This is a genomic window from Planctomicrobium limosum, assembly GCF_051465645.1.
In the GTDB taxonomy this organism is placed as follows: domain Bacteria; phylum Planctomycetota; class Planctomycetia; order Planctomycetales; family Planctomycetaceae; genus Planctomicrobium.
The window spans coordinates 1,285,683-1,305,319 of record NZ_CP195790.1; the positions used below are offsets into that span (position 1 = coordinate 1,285,683).

At 51.8% G+C, this 19,637-nt stretch carries 14 protein-coding genes; 12 read left to right on the forward strand and 2 right to left on the reverse strand.

Annotated elements, in window-relative coordinates:
• Positions 1-96 precede the first annotated feature (96 nt).
• Positions 97-1,158, forward strand: coding sequence for a DUF1559 domain-containing protein (locus SH527x_RS04715; protein ID WP_437193499.1), 1,062 nt, complete (start codon positions 97-99; stop codon positions 1,156-1,158).
• Between the two features lie 89 nt (positions 1,159-1,247).
• Here SH527x_RS04715 and SH527x_RS04720 read toward each other — a convergent pair whose 3' ends face one another.
• Complete coding sequence (locus SH527x_RS04720) at positions 1,248-2,600, reverse strand: RNA polymerase sigma factor (RefSeq protein ID WP_437194585.1); 1,353 nt, start codon at positions 2,598-2,600, stop codon at positions 1,248-1,250.
• A 285-nt stretch (positions 2,601-2,885) separates the two neighbouring features.
• Between SH527x_RS04720 and SH527x_RS04725 the strand changes: the two genes are divergently transcribed.
• Positions 2,886-4,268 (forward strand): hypothetical protein, encoded by a 1,383-nt coding sequence (locus tag SH527x_RS04725; RefSeq protein WP_437193500.1) that lies wholly within the window; start codon positions 2,886-2,888, stop codon positions 4,266-4,268.
• Positions 4,269-4,346: 78 nt separating this feature from the next.
• Here SH527x_RS04725 and SH527x_RS04730 read toward each other — a convergent pair whose 3' ends face one another.
• Positions 4,347-4,994, reverse strand: coding sequence for an RNA polymerase sigma factor (locus SH527x_RS04730; protein ID WP_437193501.1), 648 nt, complete (start codon positions 4,992-4,994; stop codon positions 4,347-4,349).
• A 571-nt stretch (positions 4,995-5,565) separates the two neighbouring features.
• Here SH527x_RS04730 and SH527x_RS04735 point away from each other — a divergent pair.
• The 10 genes from SH527x_RS04735 (at position 5,566) to SH527x_RS04780 (ending at position 19,531) form a co-directional block, all read left to right on the forward strand.
• Positions 5,566-8,652 (forward strand): protein kinase domain-containing protein, encoded by a 3,087-nt coding sequence (locus SH527x_RS04735; RefSeq protein WP_437193502.1) that lies wholly within the window; start codon positions 5,566-5,568, stop codon positions 8,650-8,652.
• Between the two features lie 628 nt (positions 8,653-9,280).
• The gene (locus SH527x_RS04740; RefSeq protein WP_437193503.1) at positions 9,281-10,840 is read left to right on the forward strand and encodes a hypothetical protein; all 1,560 of its coding nucleotides are present in this window, start codon (positions 9,281-9,283) and stop codon (positions 10,838-10,840) included.
• 662 nt (positions 10,841-11,502) lie between these two features.
• Positions 11,503-12,267: a hypothetical protein gene (locus SH527x_RS04745; protein ID WP_437193504.1), complete on the forward strand. Its 765-nt coding sequence runs from the start codon at positions 11,503-11,505 to the stop codon at positions 12,265-12,267.
• 468 nt (positions 12,268-12,735) lie between these two features.
• Entirely contained in the window at positions 12,736-13,533 is a 798-nt protein-coding gene (locus SH527x_RS04750; RefSeq protein WP_437193505.1) for a ParB N-terminal domain-containing protein, read from the forward strand.
• Positions 13,534-13,557: 24 nt separating this feature from the next.
• On the forward strand, positions 13,558-13,824 hold the full coding sequence (locus tag SH527x_RS04755) for a helix-turn-helix transcriptional regulator (protein ID WP_437193506.1): 267 nt from the start codon (positions 13,558-13,560) through the stop codon (positions 13,822-13,824).
• An 84-nt stretch (positions 13,825-13,908) separates the two neighbouring features.
• Entirely contained in the window at positions 13,909-15,471 is a 1,563-nt protein-coding gene (locus SH527x_RS04760; RefSeq protein WP_437193507.1) for a YfjI family protein, read from the forward strand.
• 199 nt (positions 15,472-15,670) lie between these two features.
• Positions 15,671-16,345 (forward strand): hypothetical protein, encoded by a 675-nt coding sequence (locus tag SH527x_RS04765; RefSeq protein WP_437193508.1) that lies wholly within the window; start codon positions 15,671-15,673, stop codon positions 16,343-16,345.
• A 585-nt stretch (positions 16,346-16,930) separates the two neighbouring features.
• Complete coding sequence (locus SH527x_RS04770; RefSeq protein ID WP_437193509.1) at positions 16,931-17,845, forward strand: head maturation protease, ClpP-related; 915 nt, start codon at positions 16,931-16,933, stop codon at positions 17,843-17,845.
• An 82-nt stretch (positions 17,846-17,927) separates the two neighbouring features.
• Positions 17,928-18,506 (forward strand): hypothetical protein, encoded by a 579-nt coding sequence (locus SH527x_RS04775; RefSeq protein WP_437193510.1) that lies wholly within the window; start codon positions 17,928-17,930, stop codon positions 18,504-18,506.
• 86 nt (positions 18,507-18,592) lie between these two features.
• The gene (locus SH527x_RS04780; RefSeq protein WP_437193511.1) at positions 18,593-19,531 is read left to right on the forward strand and encodes a hypothetical protein; all 939 of its coding nucleotides are present in this window, start codon (positions 18,593-18,595) and stop codon (positions 19,529-19,531) included.
• Positions 19,532-19,637: the final 106 nt, after the last annotated feature.

Genomic DNA, 19,637 nt, shown 5'->3' on the forward strand with positions numbered 1-19,637 from the left:
CATCTCTGTTGGAAGATTCGGGGCCTCTTCTTTAATGGACGTAGTTCACAACGTCATCCGATTAGAAATTCGTGACGTTACAGCGGAAAAAATTCGATGTCTCACCTTTCGAATAAGAACAGGAAGACCAAGACAGTGAGAGATGGATTCACTCTCATTGAATTGCTGGTCGTCATCGCGATTATTGCAATTCTGATCGCACTTCTTCTGCCAGCGGTTCAACAGGCAAGGGAAGCCGCTCGACGGACCCAATGCAAGAATCACCTGAAACAATTTGGACTGGCACTTCACAACTACGAGTCCATGTTTAGATACTTCCCTCCGACGGCATCCATCACAACAACAGGGAACATCAACACGAATGCGTCCTGGGGCGTGCATGGACGAATTCTGCCTTTTCTGGATCAGGGAAATCTCTTTCGAAAGATTGATTTGACCATCGCATGGGACGATCAGTCCGTTCTCAGTGGATTAAAAGTTCCGATGTTCTCATGCCCAACTGATCCGAACTCAGATAACCCCAGAGATGTCAGTCCGAAACTTGCCAGCCCTCTGTTCCCGACCACATACGGAGTGAACTTTGGGACATGGCTGGTTTACAACCCGGTCAATGGCCAGATTGGCGACGGCGCGTTCGGGCCGAATTCTCGAATTGGAATTAACAGTTTTACCGACGGAACGAGTCACACCCTTTTGCTTTCAGAAGTTCGCGCGCGTCAACGCTATGGCAGAAATACCGCTCCTGTCGGAGGCACGGCAGCACCCGGTGAGACGCTGTCTGAAGTTGTCGCCAAGATCCCAACGTCGTTCTCCTGGTGCCGCCCTAACGGGCATACCGAATGGCCGGACGGACGTGTTCACCATATCGGCTTCACAACCACAGCTGGCCCAAATGCAAAGATCCCTGCTGGTAGCGATATGACTTCAAGCGGAAACGATTGTCCTGCAGGTCTCGACATCGATTATACATCCCAGCAGGAAGCGACCAGTTCCACTGCTGCGACTTATGCCATTATCACGACTCGAAGTTATCATGTCGGTGTTGTCAATTCTGCTCTCGTTGACGGTTCAGTAAGAACAATAAGTGAGAACATCGACTTGCGGATCTGGCGAGCTCTAGGAACACGATCCGGCGGGGAAGTTATCGGAGAATTCTAAAACGAAATTTTCCCAGCTGATCCCGGAAGAATTAAACAGTATCGCGCCGCAGGATGCACGTGCGGCTTCTCAATCCATTGAGAGATGACTCACTCCTGAAGCAGTTGCTCAATTCGTCGTTCCAGAAAGCGGCGTTCTGGGTCCTGCTTTACCAGTCCCAGCGCGTGTCCATAATTCTCAAGGGCATCATCCCGCCTGCCGAGGCGTCGGCAGAGATCAGCTTTAGCGGCATAGGCCAGGTGATATTCTGCCAGCTGATTGTTGAGCAGAAGTTCATCAATCAGATCGAGTCCAGCAGACGGGCCGTCTCGCATCGCGACAGCAACCGCTCGATTCAATTGAATGACAGGCGATGGAGAGCATTGATTCAACAAATCGTACAATGCAACAATCTCTGTCCAATCCGTCTCTGATGGAGAAGTCGCCGAAGCGTGAACCGCCGCGATCGCAGCCTGAATGGTATAGGCTCCAATCGTGCCAGACTTGAAGGACTCCTCAACCAGTCTTGTTCCTTCCAGAATCATGCCGGAATCCCAAAGCGATCGGTCCTGATCTTCAAGAAGCACAATATCTCCTTGCTGGGAAGTGCGTGTCTGGCGTCGTGACTCCTGCAAGAGCATCAATGCCAGCAGCCCAATCGTTTCAGAACTGAGAGACCGATCCACAGAGACCCTCGAACTGATGTCCCGGCCGCGAGCATGCGAGTCCCCGGCTTCCTCTGCTGATTCCTTCCCTCCAGATTGTCCTTGCAGACCGAGGAGCAATTCATGCACAAGTCTGCACAATCGAATCGCTTCGTTCGTCAGATCAGTTCTGGTGAGCATCGTTCCTGACGACGCGGAGTACCCTTCGTTATAGACGAGATAGATGACGGTTAACACGGAATCAAGTCGCTCCGGAAGATCGGCTTCAGCAGGAATTTCAAATGGAATTCCTGCTTCCTTGATCTTCGCCTTCCCACGAACAATTCTTTGTGCCATCGTCGGGGGACGCATTAGAAACGCACTTGAAATCTCGTCCGTTGTCAGCCCACAGACTTCTCTCAAGGTGAGCGCAACCTGAATCTCGGGAGCAATCGCCGGATGACAACAGGTGAAGATCATGCGCAGTCGATCGTCTTCAATTTCGGAATCCGCCTTCGCCACATTCGCAGCAGAGATCTGGTCAATCCGTGCAGCAATCTCTCCATAACTCTCTACAAAGCGATGTTGCCTGCGAATCAGATCAACCGCTTTGAAGCGGCCCGTCGAAATTAACCATGCACGTGGGTTCTCAGGAACACCATCGATCGGCCACTTCTTTGCCGCGACGACGAATGCTTCGTGCATCGCCTCTTCAGCAAGATCAAAATTCCCCAACAGACGGACCAGTGTCGCAAAAATGCGCCGAGATTCCTTGCGGTAGATCTGATCAACGATCTGATGGTCGCTTACGGAATTCATTGACTTAGGACCAGGCTGAACGTTTCGAGTCGAATCACGGCTCACCAGCGCATCTGAGAAGCCACTTAGCCAAAGGTAATTGGGCAGCGTTTTAATCATTCTCAGCACTGCCTGTACTATAGCTAAACAGAACTGACGGATGATACAGTCTGCTACCGATCGACATCCACTGATCATGCGATTCGCCATTCGACTTCAAATCACATGACTGCTCCAGTGTTTTCGTTACGAAAAGATGACAGGCTGAGATACGATCACGTCCCCATTCCGAAAAAGGCCGTTTCAATGAAGATGTGTTGTCTGAGACGTGTGCTCGCTGCGATTCTGTTGCCATTGGTCATGGTTTCGACCTTGATGGCACAACCGGCTCCGTATGATGTTTTTCCAGAAGCAAATCCACCGTACTACCGAGTTCGGTATGAACCTTCTACCCAGCCAGGAGAGTTGATCTTCGGCGTCAACTACACCATCTGGATTCCACCGGAAATCAAAGTTCTACGAGGAGTCATTGTACATCAACACGGTTGCGGGGAAGGATCATGCAGATCCGGCCTGACCGGTGCCTATGACCTGCACTGGCAAGCACTCGCGAGAAAGCACCAGTGTGCATTGCTGTCCCCTGCTTACGAACAGCCTGAGAAAGCGGATTGCCAGATGTGGTGCGATCCTCGGAACGGTTCAGGCAATGCATTCCAGAAGGGGCTGGCGGATCTGGGGACCAAGTCCGGTCACCCTGAGCTGTCTCAGGTTCCCTGGGCTCTCTGGGGACATAGTGGTGGAGGACACTGGGCTGGCGGAATGGCACTGTTGTATCCCGAGCGTGTCGCAGCAGCCTGGCTCCGGTCCGGAGTTCCACAGCTGCAGCCAAATCCAGATCGTCCGTCGATCAAGGCCCATCAGTTGCCAGAGGCCGCACTTCAGGTTCCGATGATGTGCAACCTCGGAATCAACGAAGGAGTTGCGGACAAAGAAGGTCGCTTTGCCGCTGTCTGGCCAGCCAATGAAGTCTTCTTCAACGAAGTGCGTTCCAAGGGGGGACTCGTCAGCGTTTCTGTTGATCCTCTAACCGCACATGAATGCGGGAACCAGCGTTACTTTGCAATCCCTTGGCTGGATGCCTGCCTCAGTGCCCGACTCTCCAAGAATAATGATTTCACGCTTGCCGCAATGCCTGCTGACGATGTTTGGCTCTCTCCCGTTACCGGAACAGAAGCTGCTTCAACTAAAGAATTCAAAGGAGAGCCGTTAAAGGCGTCATGGCATCCGAACGCCGCGATTGCCAAAGCATGGATGCAGTACGTCAAAGACACCAAGGTGGAGGACACAACTCCCCCTGCACCACCGACCAACGTGCAACTGAAAGGAAACGTGATCACCTGGGATGCTGTTGCTGACCTTGAAAGTGGGCTCGCCAGTTTCATCATCGAACGAGACGGTCAGGTTCTTACTACGCTCCCGGAGCAAGCAAAGAATCCATTTGGACGACCGGTCTTTCAGAACCTGCAATACAGCGACACCCCTACACAGCCACTTGTTGTGATGGAGTACACCGATGCCACGGCAGAGGCTGGAAAGAAACACAGCTACCGAGTCTTAAGTGTGAATACCGCAGGATTGAAATCTGCACCATCATCCCCGGCGACAACGAAGCTGGTTCGTGCGAAGTAATGTCATGCTCAAGGCCTGGCGGGCTCTTTCACAACACCCAGTGGAAGAGCCGCAGGCCGAGTTTCACTGAGAGCATGACTATCTGTTCCAGTCTGATTCTGGAAGGCGACCGTTTAACAGCTCATGGAGACGCAGACAGGCGGCTTGCCAGTAGCGACGGACAGTGCGAACATCCAGTTCAAGAAGCTCTGCAATCTGCGCTTGCGTCCAGCCGTGATAAAAGACGAGTCCAACCAGTTCCCGCTGGTCCGGTGGGAGCATATCAATTGCAATGTGGAACTCCGCCCAACGCTCCAACTCGGCAAGGTGGCTCGCGGTCATGTTGGGATCAACCACGTCGAAGACGACTTCTGACTGACCTGCTCTAGCGCAAACCGTCGGACCGATCGCAATATGTCGACCTGCCCCATAGGTTCCTTGATAATGCCGGTTCAGGTCGATCAATTCTCGTCGAATTTGCTGAGCAGCCAAGCCAAAGAATGCGCGCGTATTATTAGGCTTAAGCGATTCGAGCGCCCGCAATAATCGCAATGTCGACGCCTGCAGAATATCACCAGTCTCTTCCCAGCGATTGACTCCGGGAAATGTGCGCAACATTCGACTGGCGAGACGTTCTAAACGATCGGAAACGATCTTGAGAAGCTCGTTCTTTGCCGATACATCCCCATTCTGAATGCGATCGACCAAGTGATGCAAGCTCTCTGTTGAAAACGAGGTGTCGGTCATCGATTCCTGCCAACCTGTCGCATTTGCCCAAATCGAACGAACCTGGTTCGGAACCTCGTAAAAGCAGCAGACTGACCGTGCGAAGAAGTTTTAATCGTGTCCGTAAGCTGCTGTGATGTCAACTTAGAATTCGATCTCTCACGAGCCAGAATAAGCCGATCCTAGCAGCCGTTCTTCCGACTGTCGATTCAAATTTTTGCGATTACATGTCCGCCTTCAGTATCGGCATTCGCATAAATATGTAGAAAGCGTTCATGCAATATTCACATAAGAACCGACGATATCTCGCCCCCCCTAAAAGCGTCCTGTACGACAGAATTCCCCCCTGAAAGATGCCTAATCCGCAACAGGCCGCTTACTTGAGAGAAATCTCATTACACTGGCGAACGACTTTTCCGATACATGCTGTCTCCGGCGTCCAGTGCCGGGTCGCGGCTGAGTTTTGGGGTGCGTCATAGCGAACCGTCCTTTGTGGTCGGACATTCCGCTTAGGCCTCCCCCATTTTTAGAGCTGACAATGCCTCAGGATGAAAACCAGGAATTGTCAGCCAGAAAGTCATTGGAGTTCAGTATGTCCGAGTCCCAAATTCAGTCACTCGTCGACAACTGGTTCGATCAGCGCGAACTCGGCGGCGACATCTCTATCACCGAACTTTGTCAGGAATACCCAGAATTAGCCGAGGAGATACAGCGGCGAGTTGCGGTCATTCTACAGTTTGATCAACTGATCAATCAAAATGACATCGCTTCGATGCATAACACTGTCTGCTTTAGTGACCAGAATGACAGTACGCCTGCTGACGGTCGGGCAGTGCTAAAGCTCCCGACCAGATTAGGTGACTTCACACTATTAAAAGTACTTGGCGAAGGGGGAATGGGAACTGTTTATCTCGCAGAGGATGGCAAGCTCGGTCGAAAGGTCGCCATTAAGGTCATAGGGAATCACCTCGCTGCAACGGCATCTGCGAGAGCACGTTTCCTCCGAGAAGCCAGAGCGATGGCGGCGGTTGAACATAAACATGTCATGACAATTTATGCCGTCGGCGAAGAGAACCGGACTCCGTTTCTCGTCATGCCCGTACTGAAAGGGGAGTCACTTGATTCACGACTGCGTCGCGAACTCAGGCTTCCTGCTGGTGAAGCGTGCCGCATTGCACAGGAGATTGCAGAAGGGCTTGATGCTGCCCACAAACTGGGATTGATTCACCGGGATATTAAACCGAGCAACATCTGGCTGGAAGGACCACGCGCCAAAGTGACGATTCTCGATTTCGGGCTGGCCAGAAGCATCAATCAGGACGATGGTCACGGCGTCACCATAAATGGCGCCGTAATGGGAACTCCGGCGTACATGCCACCTGAACAGGCCGCCGGAATGCCGGCCAATGTCCGAAGCGATCTTTTCAGTCTCGGCGTCCTGCTTTATCGCATGGTCACCGGTATTCAGCCATTTGCCGGCGAGTCCATGATCGCGACATTGAACAAGCTCGCGAATTACAACCCTCCTTCACCTTCTCAAGACAATCCTGAAATTCCTGCACCGCTTTCCGATCTGATCCTTCGCCTCATTTCGAAGACTCCTTCAGAGCGACCGGCTTCTGCAGAAGAAGTCTCTGCCGAACTCGCTCAGTTCACAAATTTCACATCGCACATTGCCAGCCCTGCCCCTTATCAGAACAGTTCAGGAGATTCGCTTCCGACAACTCCACTTGCCTCTCAGCCAGCACGACACAAGCCGCCTTCGAACGGACGTCGGCTCGCCATCGGTTTCGGGGGAGCCGCAGCCGCTTTGCTTCTGGGCGTCATTGTCATCACGCTTCAAAAGAAAGATGGGTCTCAAACGAAGATCGAAATCCCGAGTGACGTACGCCAGGTTGAGATCCAGCCGGACGGCGAGAACATGGGACGAATTGTCGTTGAACGAAAGGACGAAGCGAGCGCCAGCCAGATGCCGCCTGCAGATCTCGCCATGAAAGCAAGGGCGACGCCGTCATCGTCTGGGACCAGTTCCCCCATGATTCTTCCTCTTGCTGAAACCGGTCACTATGCAGAACTCGACGGGAAGACATCCTGGATTGAAACCCCGTTGATCGATGACGGAAGTGGACCACTGACTTTTGAAATGTGGGTCTGGGCAGTACCGCTTCAGTTTCACTCATCCTGTGAGTTCTTCTTCCACAATGAAACAACAGTGGTTGAAACCAACATGAACTTCCCGGTGATCAGAGTCTCACCTTCAGCATCCGGTGCTGATGGAACACTCACAAGAAGTCAAACGCGATTGCCCAGCCATCGTTTCGCACACCTGGCAGCTGTGATTGATGATCAACTCGAAAATCGCCTCTATATTGATGGCCAACTCGTCGCAGCGGTGACGAGAGCAGATGTAAGAGAGCCAGCCCAGAAGCCATGGATCATTGGAGCGGCTGCATGGCATGGGAGCGAAACGTTGCTTCAGGGAGGGGTCGATGAAATCCATATTCGTCGTGGAGCCCATTATTCTTCCGACTTCGTCCCGTCTCGTCACAAGACACCAGATCAATCAACAATCGCTCTCTACCACCTTGACGAAACGAGCGGAGAAAAGCTTGTTGATTCTTCAGCGAACGGACATCACGGTCGACTCGTCTCTGGACTGAGGCGACCGGAACGCACTCCACTTCAAGTTCAATTCCCACCGCCGCAACGGGAATACAATATTCCTGCGAACATTCCAAACGGCCTGACCGCCATGGCCTGGACGCCGGACAGTGAGAAACTCTACTTCGCAGGATGGAACCGGGTATTCACCGCAGATCGAGCGCAAGATGGGTTTAAAGAGTTCGATCTGGACATGACAGGACTCTTCCAGATTGCATATTTGAACAACGAGTCAATCGTCGTTGGAACGGAATATGGCACCATCGCGAAAGTGCAATTCAACCAATCCGATAAGGAACTGATTCAGTGGAGACTGGCTCGCGAAGGACAGAAAGTGACGCATCTGAGCATTAGCAAGGACGGAAGTCATACTGTCGCTCTGTTTCAGAACCAGAGCGATCCAAAACAGTCCACAGTCCTGATCCTTGATACGAACACAGGGGACATCCAGCGTGAGTGGAAACCTGTGACTGGTGCTGTTGAAGCAGTTGTCATTCTTCCGGATGACACTCTGTACATCGCTTCCTATGAAGGACCAACCAGCGAAAACGCAAACAACGGCAAAGTTATTCTTGTCAACCAGACACTTGTTTCCGGAGATCTGATCAGGACGGCGAGCATCGATGCTGAACCACATGAAAACATCAAGAGAATGCAGCTGACTTCACGAGGAAGACATATCAGCGCCGCAACTTCAGGTCATTCACTGCGCCTAATCGATCCACGCGAAGATAAGTTCATAGGACGCGTTCAAGTTGCATACAACGCACGCGAAAGCAGTGCGACCGATGATGGGCGGCTTTGGTTCACGTCGGATGGAATGGGCACCAGTCTGTTCGACATGAACGCAATGAAACGATTGCACTACCTCCCGGGATACCATGGGCAAATTGCAATATCACCAGATGAGCAATGGATCGCACTCCTTGAAGGCCAACGCATGAAGATCTGGGAGATGAAACAATTTCTGCACTCAGACACAACAGATTCGAACAAGATCAAAGTTGAGATCGATTGAGAATCTCTTGGTGGACTGAAATTTCCTGACCAGAGCACAATCAGCCCACGAATATCGGACATGAAGTGAGAAGGCGACGCTCGTGGTCGGGCGTCAGTTTAAGCAATTCTCTCCCTCCGGTGAGTTGGCTCGCACGTCAATCGCAAGAAGCCTAGCCGTCATTATCACTTCTGGCGCAGATGCAGGCTTAATCCATCGCCCTATCCATTGATGAGGCGGAAGAGAGCGTTCTTCGTAAACGTTGCCTCTGTGCATCTGATTCCCATGCAACCAGAACAGAACACAGGATCGTCATCCCACCGAGGCACGCCATCCTGACAGGATTGTCATCAAGAAGGGTCAATAAAAACGCTGCTGCCACACCAAAGATTGCTTGAGCGACAAGGAAGTCCATCACGCAACAGCATATCCGATTCAAAGTGCGAGAAGATTCATCCATCGACAATACCGCCCCAATTAATGGCCGCCCGACATTTCTTTCGAACTTCGAATCCTGAAGCTCATCCATAGCTTAATTTGGAATTGAAACGCCCGATTCTTGTCGTTTGTTGCACTTCGCATCATTGCAAGGCAGAATGTTATCCACTGTGCTGGGCTGTTCATTTTATATATGCACAAGGGCTACACAATGGCATTGTTCGACCTTCCTCGTCCGGAGTTTCTGATTGGCGGGGAAAAAGCCCGGCTAATCCCATCAGTTGCAGACACCAGTCGCGAATGCCGCATTACTTCAATTCTACTGGCAACAATGATGTCAGTAGAAGAATTTGGGAAAGGCCTTTTAAACTCAATTGGAGTCCGTGTAGGGAAGACATCGAAAATACAGGGATTCACTGAGGTTGTCTTAAAAGGAGATCCTGCAAATCGGCTCCGTCCAGATGGACTGCTAATCGTCAAAACAGGCAATAAAGAATGGCGGGCGCTGGTCGAAAGCAAGATTGGCAAGGCCGACCTAAACAAAGAGCAGATCGAATCGTATCTCGATCTCTGCAAAGAACATGGTATTGATGCCGTTATTACGATTTCAAATCTGTCTGTTGCCGACTCGACCCATCATCCTCTGCAACTAAACAAGATTAAGTTGCGGAACGCTTCTGTCTATCACTGGTCATGGATGCACCTGATTACGGAAGCAATCATGTGGACAAAGCACTATGGAGTTGCCGACCACGATCAGGGATATATTCTCACGGAATTCGTACGATACCTCCAACACCCCAGTTCCGGCATTCTTTCTTTCGAGCGGATGAATTCCGAATGGAAAGATGTTTGTGGAACGATTCATAGTGGAATGCCGGTCAACAAATCGTCCTCCGAGGTTGCTGAGAGCGTCGGGAGCTGGCACCAGTTTATCCGAAGCCTGTCATTGGAGATGAGCGTCGCAGTTGGACAGAGCGTGACGGTCCCGCTCAAACGTGAATACCTTCAAGATCCGCTAAAACGCCTTGCGGATGATTGTCAGTCGTTGGCCATTGGCCATGTTCTGGATACGGAATTTGAAATTCCACATGCCGCATCACGAATCCGATTTGCTGTCGACTTTAAACGTCGGACTGTCTCATGCTCGATGAAGCTGAAGGCACCTGAGGACCGCGTCAGGGCTAAAGCACGCATTAACTGGATTCTCGGGCAACTCAAGAATGTTCCCGATGATGGACTGATTGTTAAAGTGTCCTGGCCATCGCGAACACCTGACACTTTTGCCACCCTGGCTGCACTGAAGTTGAACCCTGATGTTGCCCTGTCAGACAAGACAACATTGCCGCCAGTCGCTTTTGAAATCATCGTTTCGCGAGACTTAGCCGGCCGATTCAAGGGTTCGCAGACATTCGTTCAGGACACGCAAGGTTTGATTCTGGAATTCTATGAACGCGTTGGCCAATATCTCCGTGAATGGGTCGCACCGCCTCCAAAGGTGAGCTTTTCCGACCCCGGAAAAGTTTTGGAAGGAACCGTCGAAACGCAGCCTAATGATGAAGCGCTCGTTTCAGAATCGGTCGAATCCGTTGAAACCGACGTTGTCGAATCTTCATTCTCTGAGAGCGACACGATTCCGATATCGAGCAATGAAATACTCCCATTGCCAGTCGAGTGCTCAACAGACCTGACAGCTGTGGTCGCGGACACTCATCACCTGAGTGAAGACATTGCTGAAGTGCGCATCGTTGCCCCTGAGACCGTCGGATGACTCAATGACAAATGAGACATACCGCGTACCTGCGTATCCGACTTAATGCAGTCAGGCAGGTCTGATAGCGAAAATGAACTCCGGCCTGGTAAGCAACTGGCCGGGGTTTGTTTGTCCACACACAGTAAAAGCGAAACGCTCAAAACGGCGACTTTCTCGGTAATCTCGCATTCCGCAGCGGCAACCCATCCGGCCAGAAACAACCAGTGGCCATCAATGATCAGGCGAGCCCATCTGCGTCCGGGTTGCGTCACCCATCACTATGCATTGCCAGCGTATTCGATCCTTGCAACACGTTCAAAGCGACCAGTCGCCTCAACTAAGCAACGTCATGTGAGTTACTGTCCCTTGTGCTTTTTGCAATTTCCTGAGCGATCACACTGCAAGAGAACGTGAGACACATGCATAAAGCAACTCAGCCGACTCTCTCTCCAGCGTTAAGAATCAGCAGAACAGCGTCAACGAGGTCGCAATGCTGGTAAAGAAAACCCACAGAATTCGTAGGGAAAGCAGTGGTTCCCTGAGAAAAGAGGGAAAGAGAGTGGTCGCGACAGGACTCGATAAACAGCCTGAAACGCTGTGAATTCTTGCTTTGGTCAGGTTTGCACGTCACATTGCACATCAGATGCCCACATTGAAGTATTCGAGAGACAGACAACGCAATGAGTGAAGCGACTGATTCAGAGTGGTTCGACTCAATGGACTGGGTTCCACTGTCGGAAACAAAACAATGGGCGGCTAAGTGTATCGGCTCCCCTGCATCGCTCACGACTCTGTTAGGACTACTCTGGCGTCAAGTCTCTTGGATTCAGCAGCAGGTTGCTGAATGGGAACGGGTCGAGGCAGACAGCGAACTCCTGTTGGCCGTGTCTGACATCCTGGCTGCATGGTCAGTTGAGATCAACCGAAAGCAGGGGCAAGGCATCAGCCCACAGCCTGCTATCGAATTCGCGTTCCTGGCTCGCAGGCTGAATGGAACGGTTCCGGGATCGGCAACCAGAGAGGCGACGTTTCAGGCCATTGACCGACTATCGGCACTGTTGCGGTTCCTGATGCTGAACTTCGGAGAAAGCGAGCCTGAAGCCGTCGCGGTGCCTGGAGACGAGGAGCCAACAGAACTGGTTGCAGCGCCAGCTAGGCGCCGTCATGGTGACTGGACCAAGAGCGAGCAACCGCCGAATTCACTTACCTGGTGGCGGCAGTTCCATCAGCCGATCATCGCAACTCAGGGTGAGATTTGCTTGGCGATGGATATCACGGAAAAGACGCTTCGCAGTCGAGCCAGTCGCGGCGAAATCCATGTGATGATGGACGGCAAGCGAGCGAAAGAGAACATTTTGCGTTGCTGGTTTCGAGACGATTCTCTGCACGCAGAGATTCTTGACCAAATAGAGCGGAACAGGAAGCGGCAACATCCTGAACGGTAGCACAACGGGAATCAACGGGAATCTTTTGACCCATTTTGAGTTCTGAAATTGCGTTTTCCTAGTGTTTGAGCGGAATTCCCGTTCAGGCTTCGGGCGGATTGCGCCCTATTGTAGAGGCACGCACTTAACGCACTACGGTTCAGACACGTTCAGAACAAGGTGATCCGGTTTAGAACTATTTCAGAAATCTGAAAAGATTTTCCATCCAAAATTGCCAATCTCGGTACGAACTCGCCCATCTGTAGAGGGCAAGTGGTAACACACCACGATTCAAGCGTGTTCGGAACCAGACGGCCACATACGAGAACGTACACGCACAGAAGCCTCGCCAGTCTGCAATTCACTGGCCTACGGTCTGCGCACCCCCCTGGCTCCTGACGTTGGAGCGTTTACCACACTGAGAACAATCGAAGCGGAGTGAGTACCCTAACCATGAACATTCACCCACACTTAGAAATCTTCCCCTTGATGACGACGGACGAGCTTCTTGCTCTGGCCGAAGACATCAAGGCAAACGGCCTGCAACTGCCGATCCTGATCGACGATCAAGACCGAATCATTGACGGTCGAAACCGTCTCGCAGCCTGCAAAATGGCTGGTGTCGAACCGCTCTTTGAGCCAGTAGCTACTGCCAGCTTCCAAGTTCAGCGTGCTCGCATTATCAGTCTGAACAAAGAACGCCGTCACATGACGGAAGCACAGTGGGGAATGACTGCCGCCAAGTTGGCGAACATGAAGCATGGTGGAGACAGGAAGCTGGATTCCGCCAAAGATCAAAGTGCACCGGCGCACCTTGATCCAGAAGTCGAACCGATCAGCCTGAACGACGCAGCAGAAGCGGTTGGCATCGGTCGCAGAACAGCAGCGGCATGCAAGAAGGTTCTCCGAGACGGTTCACCCGAGCTTGTCGAGGCTGTACAGGCAGGAACGATCAAGGCGACTCCAGCGGAACGCATCGCATCGCTTCCCAAAAAGGAACAACCGCAAGCGATCCAGAATCACGTCAATCGTTCTGTTTCTCCAGTCAAAGAACTGGAGAAACCTAAACCACTACCACCTGAAGAACCGGAGGTGAAACAAGATCCTCTACAAGCCGAGTTCGCACGCATGCGAGAGCAGGCACTTTCGAAGCACAATCCGATTGCGATTTCAGTCGAGATCATCAATCAGATTAAGAGCATCGACAAGCGTCACCCTCAGAGTGACGAAGCATTGAGGTCAATCGCCAGCTTCATTCTGTTTAACAATCCACAAATTAAAGTCTAACCACCAAAAAGAAAGCAAATCGTAATGAGCACTGCAACACTACAGATCCAGACCCCAGCAAACGCCACACTCGACACGAATGCAATGGCGGCTCTCTTGGAGTGCAGCGACCGCATGATTGCGAAGCTCGACAAGAACGGAAAGCTTCCAACGCCGGTGCGGCTTGGAACGCTGAAACGCTGGGTTCGAGCCGACGTTGATCTTTGGCTGTCGGCGGGATGCCCGGACCGAGAGGAGTTCACAAAGCTGAAGGCTGAAGCACAGCCAGCGGAACAACTGGTGCGTAGTTAATGCAGGCTCGCATTTGCTCAGTTCGCCGACATTCACTCACCCGTCACGTCATACCCATACGTGTTATGCAAACCTGCAACCCGCATGTGTGGGAAATGTGGGATTTTGTGGGAAACGTGTGGGAATGTTAAACGCAATTCAATAAAGGACTTAGATTTGGTTTCCCACATTCCCACACATTTTCACTACGAAGACTTTCCAGTCGATTCACTGCCAAGTCGTGTTCGAGAATTCGCAGTTGCTGTTGCCAAGTCCCTGAGTTGTTCACTGGGGCATCCATCAACCGCATCGCTTGCAGTTATCTCTACTGCAATGGGAAACACGCGTCTGGTCGGTCGAAAAGACTGGAAAGAGCCTCCAGTTTTTTGGGGGGCGTTGATTGGTCAGCCTGGTTCACTCAAAACGCCAGTGCTGAAGACCGTGACGAGGCCATTAAAAGAGATTCAGGAACACAGTTATTCTGAATTCTGCAAAGAGAGGAAGGTTTACGAAACTCAAAAACAGGAGTTCGACCAGCAAGCAAAGGCCAAGAAGTCTCAGCCCAAAGTGAAACGCAAAGATCCACCAGAGGAAAGCGAAGATGGAGAGATACCGACTGAGTGGTTCAGGTCTGCCGAGCCAATTCCACCACACTTCAAGAGAACGACTATTGACGATGCGACAGTTGAGTCGCTGGCCGTCCAGTTGTCACTTAATCCGCGTGGACTAGGGCTAATCAAGGATGAGCTATCTGGCTGGATGATGTCATTCAATCAGTACAACAAAGGTGGATCAGATGTTGCAAAATACCTGGAGGCATTCAACGCGAATACCATCGAGATTGATAGAAAACAGTCGTTTCCACCTATCATCCGAATCCCGCGTGCATACCTGTCAATTCTAGGTGGCATTCAACCAAACATTCTGTGCAAGCTCTTTAGGGGCGACAACACAGATAACGGGCTGTTCTCTCGTTTCTTGTTTAGCTTCCCCCCCGACATGCCGGTGAAGCTACAAGACGACAGGCTCTCAGAAGAGATTCAAGCTCGTTGGTCAAACCTCATCTGGACCATTCGCTATGGATTGGAACTCAAACTCAATGAGTTCGGTAACCCAGAGCCGGATCTAATCGAACTGGATTACAACGCGTGGGATTTGTTTCACGTTGTGTTTGAAGAGATAGAACAAGAGAGGGCAAGTGAACTCGCCACATTTGAAGAGAAGACATTTCTCTCAAAGATGCGTGGCTATGTCCTGAGAATTGCCCTCATCCTTCACACTGCAAAACAAGCCCAAAGAGAACCCCCGGTCTTCGATCCTGATGAACGCATCTCTGAACAGACACTGAGAGAGGCGAGGGAGATTGCCTGGTGGTATTTCGGAGAGTTGAGAGAGGTGGTCAATTTCTCCAGCAACCAGAAATTCATCAGCGAGACAAAGCCACTTGATGAGAAAGCATTCTCGAAGGTTCGGCAATACTTCCTGAAGCGTGCAGCAAGAGGTGAGTCAGTCGACGCACGTGGTTTGAGGTCAAGTCACAGAGACTTGTTTCCAACAACACAAGATGCCGCTATTGCTCTAGACTCCCTCGCCAGAATTGGTTGTTGCACCTGCATCGGTGGCAACTCGAAACGAGCGTATATCTGGAACACCACTCAAAGTGTGTGAAATGTGGGAAACCGCACTTAACTGTTTGCCAGAAAGCAACTTAACTTTCCCACACACTTCCCACATTTTCCCACACGTGTGGGAAATCCCAAATCCCCAACAACAGAAAGCACCCATAAGTGGCAATTTCATAACACAAACGCACTGTTGACCAATCCCGTTACTGCAACTTTCTCTGGCCCTTTCTAAGGAATAATGGATGACAAACAAGATCACAGACTTACTTGAAAACAACCATGGAATCGCGAGTGGAGCAGTCATAACGGAACCGGAAATGGTGGCGACTGTCAGCAATTGCCGGGGAATGATGGAACGGGTTCGCCCGTTCATGTCTCAGGTTGACAGCCTAAACATGATGGCTGCATTGCTGTTGATCGCCGAACGGCTCAAACCACTGTTTCATGTGGCGGGATGCCTGGATTCAATTTCGGGTTACATGGAAGAAATTCACGGCACATTGCGGGGAACCCGATTCGCGGCACAGAACGCGGCGGGCAGCTTGGAGATGGCCGTTAGCCGAAGCGTCGACCTGCTCGGAATGCAGACGTTTACGGAATTCATGCAGCGGGAGCATAAACAACAGCCTATTACTGAATCGGAACTCTCTGCAATTCAGCTGAGATGCTCAAAGGCGACGGATTGCCAATGGGTCGTGGGCTTCAGAGACGAGAACGGTTCCTCACTCGGTGGAACAGTCTGCGTCATGGATGAAGATGAATCAATTATCGTCGGTCGAATGGGAGACTTTGGGCCAACCAACGACCCTAAGGCGGACGCTGAGTTTATCGCACATGCTCGCGACGACGTGCCACGACTGTTGGCTGAAGTCGTTCGCCTCCGACGATTGGTCAACCAGCCCAAGGAAGCATCGTAAGGGGTGGGGGAGCAACGGGTCCTCTCTGAGGATTTTTTTCCTTCCCTCAGCCTGCGGAGGAGTCAATTTGGCAGGTATCTACACGCAGTGGTCCCAGAATCGCTCAGGACGCACTGGAAGCCAGCGGGGAAGCAAGTTTACCGCATCCCAGTCGCTGGCTGTTGTGGGCTAAATGCGGACGTCTGACGATGACTGAGTAACGAATGCGAACTGGTCAGAAACGAGGGGTGTTCCCTGGTTCGTGGCGGTTCAGAAAAGTTGACGAAAGGGAAGTTTGATGGGATGTAAAAACAGGGGTGAATCGCGGATCTCGAAAGTCTGGTCAATACTGACCAGTTTCAAGTCGCCGGTTGATGGCCGTGGCATTCACCGGCGAAGTAGTTCAGCGAAGGTGAATGCAGGCACGACGTTCAATCTGTCTCAGTCGCGTGCTGGTCGCTCTAAGTAGACCAGTCGTCTCTTCTAAGTTGCAGGCTTCCGCCGACTGCTGATGGCGGGGCGTTTTCAATCAATGTCAATTCTGTGGCCTACGGTCTGCGCCAATGTCGGTTCAGTACCTGGTCACAACACATTTGGAGGATGTTTATGAGTTTTCAGATTCGAGCAGATGCAGGCTCCGGGACGGTCCCGACGCTCTACATCTACGACACCATCGAGAGAGCCGAAAGCGGTAATGCAGGCTTCACGCTTGGGGATCTGCAGCGGTTCCTGGATGCCAACCGCACCGCCCGGGAGATCCTGGTTGAGATCTCCAGCACAGGGGGCGATGCGTATGCAGGCATTGCTATTTACGAAAAGCTGATTAGCGCCCCTCAGAAGGTTCGCACTCGGGCAACCGGTATCGTGGCTTCTGCCGCTTCGATCATCTTCCTGGCTGGTGATGTTCGTGAGATGTCGGAGAACGCCGAGTTGATGATTCATAACGCGTCTGTAGAGGCCGTTGGCGGTGTTCGAGAGATGGAAGGGGCGGCACAAATGCTGCACCAGCTTAACCGCAAGATGGCCCAAATCATCAGCCAGAGAACCGGTCAGCCAGAGCAGATCGTCAAAGCCTGGATGAACGAGGAGAAATGGCTTGGGGCCCACGATGCTCGATCGCTGGGATTTGCCACAAACGTTTCTGGCCCTGTTCAGATCACTGCATCCCTTGACGTCAGCCGGTTCAAGAACACGCCCACGCGCGTGAAGCAGCTTGCACAGGCCCGGCTCATTACTGCGATGAACTCTCACTCGGAAGGTCGATCTGCGAAGCAGTCGCCGGAAGCCCTCATTAAGAAGCACGGCCAGCCGAAGAGCTTGGCCGATGTGATGGCAATCACAAATGGTCGACCACCGGCCTCAGTGTCAGCCAAGGCCACTGCAAAGCCGAAAGTGGCTCCCCAGAGTTATCAGGAGTTCTACAAGGATCTGAACACCAAGAAGCCAGCACAGGCGACCAAGGGCAAAACTCCGAAGTCCCTGGCTGAAGTTATCGCCCTGACAAACAAATCGGCAGTCTAGAGCCATCGGCACTCAAAGCCCCTTGCCGTGTCGGCTGGGGGCAATTCTTCACAGTTAAACACACTTTCCGAAAGCGATTCTTATGTCTATTGAATTCACCATTCTCGACCCAATTGAAGCGACAACTTTTGACACACCAGAACTGATTGCGGCCAGAAAGGCTTGCAACACGGAGATTGCCGAGATTCTCGCCGAGCGAGAGCGGATTGACGCCGATCTGTCCGCCGTTAAGGCAATCCCAGTGGAAGACCTGACTGTCGATCAGATGTCGGCTGGACGTCTGGCAAAAGAGGCGACGTTCCGTTTGCTCCAGAGGGAACTGAAGTTTCGCAACACACTCCTCGCTGACTACATCGATAGCGAGCTTGAAACTGCACAGGAAGCACACGACCAGGTAAATGGTTCCCTGGCAGCGATTGACGCGTCGATTGTCTCCGACTTGGAGAAGATTGGCTATCAGCCCTTTGCCGAACATAACAAAGTTGCCGGTCAATGGAATCGGGGCATGATCAATAACCATCCGCGATTCCTTGAAGCGAAGGCCCGAAATGCTCACCTGCTTGGACGTGCGACGAATTACGAGATCCAGCGGACTAATCGAACCTGCTGCGAGTCGATTCAGGCAGCTTTGACCAGCGTTCGCAATGCACTGGTTGGCTAATTCCTATCCGGTCTCTCTCCCTTCCAGCCGTCTCCAGTGGGCGGCTGGTTTCCTTTCTATCAACCCTCACTTTGGAGGCTCTAAATATGGCTACTGTAATACACGCAGGCCCGGAAATTGATTTTGGCGGCAGTCTGGGGCAGTCTGAGACACGCAATCAAAGCTATCTTTTGCATGTTTCCGTGCCAGAGGAGGACCGGTTAGACACGGCAGTTGATGCTGTCTACGCCTATTTTGGCGGTCGCGGTGCTCCCCATCCAACAAAGCCTGGATTGTTCGTCAACACAATCGATGTTTCGAGCGGTGCAAAAGGGCAGAATCGCGACGGCTACTACTTGTTGCGGGCATCAGTCAACTACACCAGCAATCAGTACGAGGCGACAAAGACCGAACAGCAAGTTCAGGTGCAGGCCGAAAACCCGCTTGATGATCCGATTCAATGGCGATCATCATTTCGCACTGAAATGGTTGTCGCCGAAACGGATATCCACGGCAATGCAATCTTAAATTCGGCTGGAGACGATCACGACCCGAAGCCAATGCGGAAGAAGATCCTTTGGACGCACGCTTGCACCAAGAATGTTGCCAGCGTGCCGGTCGCCTTAACTAGCTACGCCGAGGCCGTGAATAGTGACTCAATCACGATCCGTGGCATCCCTTGCGACCCTGAAACAGTGCAGATCACTGGCATCGACATCCCTGATGTTCAGGAGCGAAACGGCATTTCGTTTGTTCCCCTGACGATTGTTTACGAGATCGATGAAGATGGCTTCGACCTGTCTTTGTTGTCGATGGGATATCGTGAAAAAGTCACGGCAGGGGGCGAGCTACGCGACATCTATATCAAGCCGAGTGATGACGCACTGGCGGAAGATCCAGACTTAAAGCCGCAGCGGACTTCGGTCCCAGTGATGCTCGACGAGGATGGTGTTTGGATCGAGGCGCCAACGCCTTCAACTGTGCATTACACAGAGCACGAGATCACGCACAAAATGGCCTTTGCTGGCCTTCCTGGGGTGGCGTAATAGGTTTGTGGGTTTTGCTCTTCCTCTGCCTGCTGATGAAGTTGGCAGAGGAAGTGTCATTGTCCAAATCGCCAATAATTGCCTAGAACACGCAATTCTGAAGATA